We start from the raw sequence: 3,722 nt of genomic DNA, 5'->3' as shown, positions 1-3,722 counted from the left end.
CCAGATTTTAATCCCTCATCAAGACACAAGCGGGCTTGCCCGCGAAGGGCCGCAAGGCGGCCCCAGTTGCGCGAATGGACAGCATTACGCTGGGGTGGTGGCCTTCGCTTTACACAAGGTGTGCATTCCACACCAGCAGCACCCTGGCCTGGATGTAGGTCTCTTCCCGGCGAATCATGCGGTCCTTGTGCCGCGAGTTGTCGGAAATCATCTCGAAATGGTCTTCGTCGGCAATCTGCAATCGCTTGATGTAGATGTGGTCGCCCCAGGAGAAGAAGTAGATTCCATCACCGACGAACTCGCGGATGCTGACGTCCACGATCAGCGGGTCGCGGTGCTTGATGGTCGGTTCCATCGACTGGCCCCAGCCGGTCACCATCTTCAGGTGGTGGTGCTCGCTGAACTCCACGCCCAGCTCGCGCAGGTGGCTTGGGCTGACGCGAACATCCTTGAACATCTCGGGGTAGTCGTGGGGGATCTGCCCGCCGCCCATGGCCGCACGGACGTCGTAGTGGGCAATCCATACTTCGTCGCCCACCAGGCCTGGCCGAACAAGTTCAGCCGCCACCAGCGTCGAGTCTGCCGGCTCCTCGGCGGCGGCCAGCAGCCTTTGCCGGGTTTCTTCGGGGATGCCCCTGCCGCTTCTGGCAAGCATCTGCTTGACCAGATCGGCCGCGGAAAGCTTGCTGTCGACAGCCTCGGCCGGCGACTGCGGCTGGTCGCCCGCTGCCATCGCGTCGAACCACCCCCGTGGCAAGCCTTCGATGCCCTCGATTCGGCGGGCCACGTCATCGCCCAGGTTCTTCGCTGTCTTGTCCGAAAGGATCTGGCTCAGGTGCGCAGGCGCCATCCCCCAGCGCTCTGCGCAGGATCCCTTCCTCTGGCTGCCGATCAGCTTGACCAGGTTGTGCTTGCGAATTTCGTAGATGTCCATGGGGCGAAGCATGCCAGTGTTTAGCTCGCTGCCAAATATGCTCAAGGCTAAATTTCTCTTGTCATGTTATTAGCTGTAGGCTAAATTAAATGCGCAAGCAAGGAAAGCCACCGAGAAGCTGTTCTCCAGGCTTACGACATCACCATCCGTTATGAGGTTTTCATGGACCCGACTGACCTCGGCCCAGGCACCATCACCTGGCTGGGCGGAACAGGCACCGTGTTGCTGGGTGCATTCCTCTGGCTGCGCAAGTGGCTGTCCAGGGATGCGGCTGACCGTGCCATGGACAACGCTGATATTGGCGTGGTCCGGCGCCTGAACGAGCTGCTCGATATCGAGCGTGACGCCCGAAGAGAAGCGCAGGCCAGGGCCGATCAGTTTGCAAAGGAACGCAATGAACTGGTGATCACCGTAGGGCGCCTGGAAGGCAAGATCGAAGCGCTGACCAGTCGGGGCGGCCATCCTCCCCGGCAGGTCACCGTCCAGGGCGAGGGGATCGCCCGCCTGCGCGGGAAGCAGGGTGAGTGAGGCGGCCCGCAAGACAAATTCTGTTTATGCCCATGCGTATGGGCCTTTTTCTGTATGGAGACAACATGGCTCGATTGGATTCTGCCGCTGCCGGCGGCGCGAACGTGCTCGCATTCCTGGACATGCTGGCCTGGTCCGAGGGTACCTCGACCATCGCTGCCAGTGACGATGGCTACAACGTCCTGGTCGGCGGCCAACTGTTCAATGACTACAGCGGGCACCCGAGGCAGAAGGTGTGGTTGCCCAGCTACGGCATCCACAGCTCCGCTGCGGGGCGGTACCAGATTCTGGCCGGTACCTGGGATGCCATCGTGAGCACTTATGGCTTCAATGGCCGCTTTACCCCTGAGGCCCAGGACCTGGCGGCAATCAAGTTGCTGAGCGAGTGCGGCGCACTGGCACTGATCAAGGCCGGCCGCATTGCCCAGGCGATCGCCAAGGCCGCGCCGATCTGGGCCAGCCTGCCTGGCGCGGGCTACGGTCAGCGCGAGCACCAGCTGGCCGCGTTGTTGGCAATGTTCATAGCCTGCAGCGGGGAGGTGCAGGCGTAACGCCCAGGCAAAAAAAGACCCGCCAGGTAGGCGGGCCAGAAGGGCGTAGGGAGCAACGCACAACAAATACGGGTCAGGCGACCAAGGTGCCTGGTTGCAACTGTTCGACCAGGGCCTGAGCCGAGGCGCGGGTCGGCATCGGGCCGCTTACGGCTTCGCCGTTGCGCACCAGGTACCAGCATGCCAGCAGGCCCTGCTGACGCAGCGAAGCGGGGACGGCACTGCCGACGACGGACATGATCTGGATAGTGGCCATGTGGACCTCCTGTAAAACATGGCCCTACCTTACGCAGCAGCCGGGGCGGTTTGAAATTAACTTCCTCGATAGTGGTCATTGGTTCTATCAACATTTACCACCGCGGCGGGCCGTAATACACCGGTGGCGGACCGTAGTAGGTGCGATAGCCCGGGGGCGGTGGTGCTGGCACGTAGTACGGCTGGTAGTACACCGGCGGTGGCGGTGGTTGCACGTAGACCGGTGGCGGCCCGTAGTAGACCGGTTGGCGCTCGACGTACACGGTACGGTCACGCCCGCCATAAACCGTCGCCCCGACCACGGCGCCAACCACGGCCGCACCCAGCAGCGGGCCGGGGCCATACCAACCGCCATGGCCATGGCCGCCATGGGCGACAGCGGGCGCGCTGATGGCCAGGGCACCGACCAGCAGGGCGATTCCGGGAATGTGACGGTTCATGAAGAAACCCTCGCAAGGACACCCCAGGTGTGGGGTCCTATTACTATGACTCCACTTTTCGTCAGCTGAGCACGGGGGAACGGTAAAGGTTGTGTAAGCGACGACCAGCGGTTACGTCTGTTACGCTGAACAAACGTTTCAGTTATGACAAAGGAGCAGGTTATGTCGACAACTCCCAGCAGAGACACCGTGCTGTGCATCTCCCTGGCGGGCCGCCCCGGCACCTTCGGGGTACGGTTCCACAACCACCTGTACCAGCAGCTGGGCCTGGACTTCTACTACAAGGCCATGCGCACCGATGACCTGCCGGCGGCGGTGACGGGCATCCGTGCCTTGGGTATCCGCGGTTGCGGGGTATCGATGCCGTACAAGGAGGCCTGCATGGCCCTGGTCGACGAGATCGACCCATCGGCGGCGGCCATCGAGTCGGTCAATACCCTGGTCAATAGCAATGGTCACCTGAAGGCCTACAACACCGATTACCTGGCCGTGCGCCAGTTGCTGGAGCAACACCAGGTCGACCCGACCACGGCGTTTGCCTTGCGCGGCAGTGGCGGCATGGCCAAGGCGGTAGCCAGTGCCTTGCGCGATGCCGGGTTCGCCGAAGGCATCATCGTGGCGCGCAACGAGCAGGCCGGGCGGCAGCTGGCGGATGTGTGCGGTTATCGCTGGGTGGCGGAGCTGGGCGACCTGTGCCCACCCATGCTGGTGAACGTGACGCCGATCGGCATGGCGGGCGGGCCCGAGGCCGAGCAGCTGGCGTTTTCCGAGAACGCCATCGCCGCGGCGGCGCGGGTGTTCGATGTGGTGGCGATGCCGGAGAGCACACCGTTGATCCGACGGGCGCGGGCGTTGGATAAGCCGGTTATCACCGGGCTGGAGGTGATTGCGCTGCAGGCGCTGGAGCAGTTCGTGCTTTATACCGGGGTGCGACCCACCTTGGCGCAGGTGGAGGCGGCGGTGGCGTACGCCCGGGATATCTGAATACTCCTGTGCCGGCCCTTTCGCGGGCTT

At 63.0% G+C, this 3,722-nt stretch carries 6 protein-coding genes; 3 read left to right on the top strand and 3 right to left on the bottom strand.

Translation table 11 applies throughout. The features are described 5' to 3' along the window. Positions 1–109: 109 nt before the first annotated feature. Positions 110–934 carry a S24 family peptidase gene (locus RYH74_RS23345; protein ID WP_317410261.1) on the bottom strand — a complete coding sequence of 275 codons (825 nt, stop codon included), beginning with the start codon at positions 932–934 and terminating at the stop codon, positions 110–112. A 162-nt stretch (positions 935–1,096) separates the two neighbouring features. Here RYH74_RS23345 and RYH74_RS23340 point away from each other — a divergent pair, with 162 nt between their 5' ends. Both RYH74_RS23340 and RYH74_RS23335 read left to right on the top strand, forming a co-directional pair. Next, positions 1,097–1,462 (top strand): chemotaxis protein, encoded by a 366-nt coding sequence (locus tag RYH74_RS23340; protein WP_075044881.1) that lies wholly within the window; start codon positions 1,097–1,099, stop codon positions 1,460–1,462. Positions 1,463–1,527: 65 nt separating this feature from the next. Continuing rightward, on the top strand, positions 1,528–2,013 hold the full coding sequence (locus RYH74_RS23335) for a glycoside hydrolase family protein (RefSeq protein ID WP_238066514.1): 486 nt from the start codon (positions 1,528–1,530) through the stop codon (positions 2,011–2,013). Between the two features lie 73 nt (positions 2,014–2,086). Here the strand turns inward: RYH74_RS23335 and RYH74_RS23330 are convergent, their stop codons facing one another. Together RYH74_RS23330 and RYH74_RS23325 are read right to left on the bottom strand one after the other, a co-directional pair. Beyond that, positions 2,087–2,269 (bottom strand): hypothetical protein, encoded by a 183-nt coding sequence (locus RYH74_RS23330; RefSeq protein WP_286919445.1) that lies wholly within the window; start codon positions 2,267–2,269, stop codon positions 2,087–2,089. A gap of 94 nt (positions 2,270–2,363) precedes the next feature. Next, positions 2,364–2,708, bottom strand: coding sequence for a hypothetical protein (locus RYH74_RS23325; protein ID WP_025338687.1), 345 nt, complete (start codon positions 2,706–2,708; stop codon positions 2,364–2,366). A gap of 162 nt (positions 2,709–2,870) precedes the next feature. On the opposite strand from RYH74_RS23325, the gene RYH74_RS23320 reads away from it, so the two are divergent. Next, complete coding sequence (locus tag RYH74_RS23320) at positions 2,871–3,692, top strand: shikimate 5-dehydrogenase (RefSeq protein ID WP_317410259.1); 822 nt, start codon at positions 2,871–2,873, stop codon at positions 3,690–3,692. Positions 3,693–3,722: the final 30 nt, after the last annotated feature.

Source organism: Pseudomonas sp. LSJ-87, from assembly GCF_032971465.1.
Classification (GTDB): Bacteria; Pseudomonadota; Gammaproteobacteria; order Pseudomonadales; family Pseudomonadaceae; genus Aquipseudomonas; species Aquipseudomonas putida_Z.
This window is presented reverse-complemented; position numbering and strand designations above follow the sequence as displayed.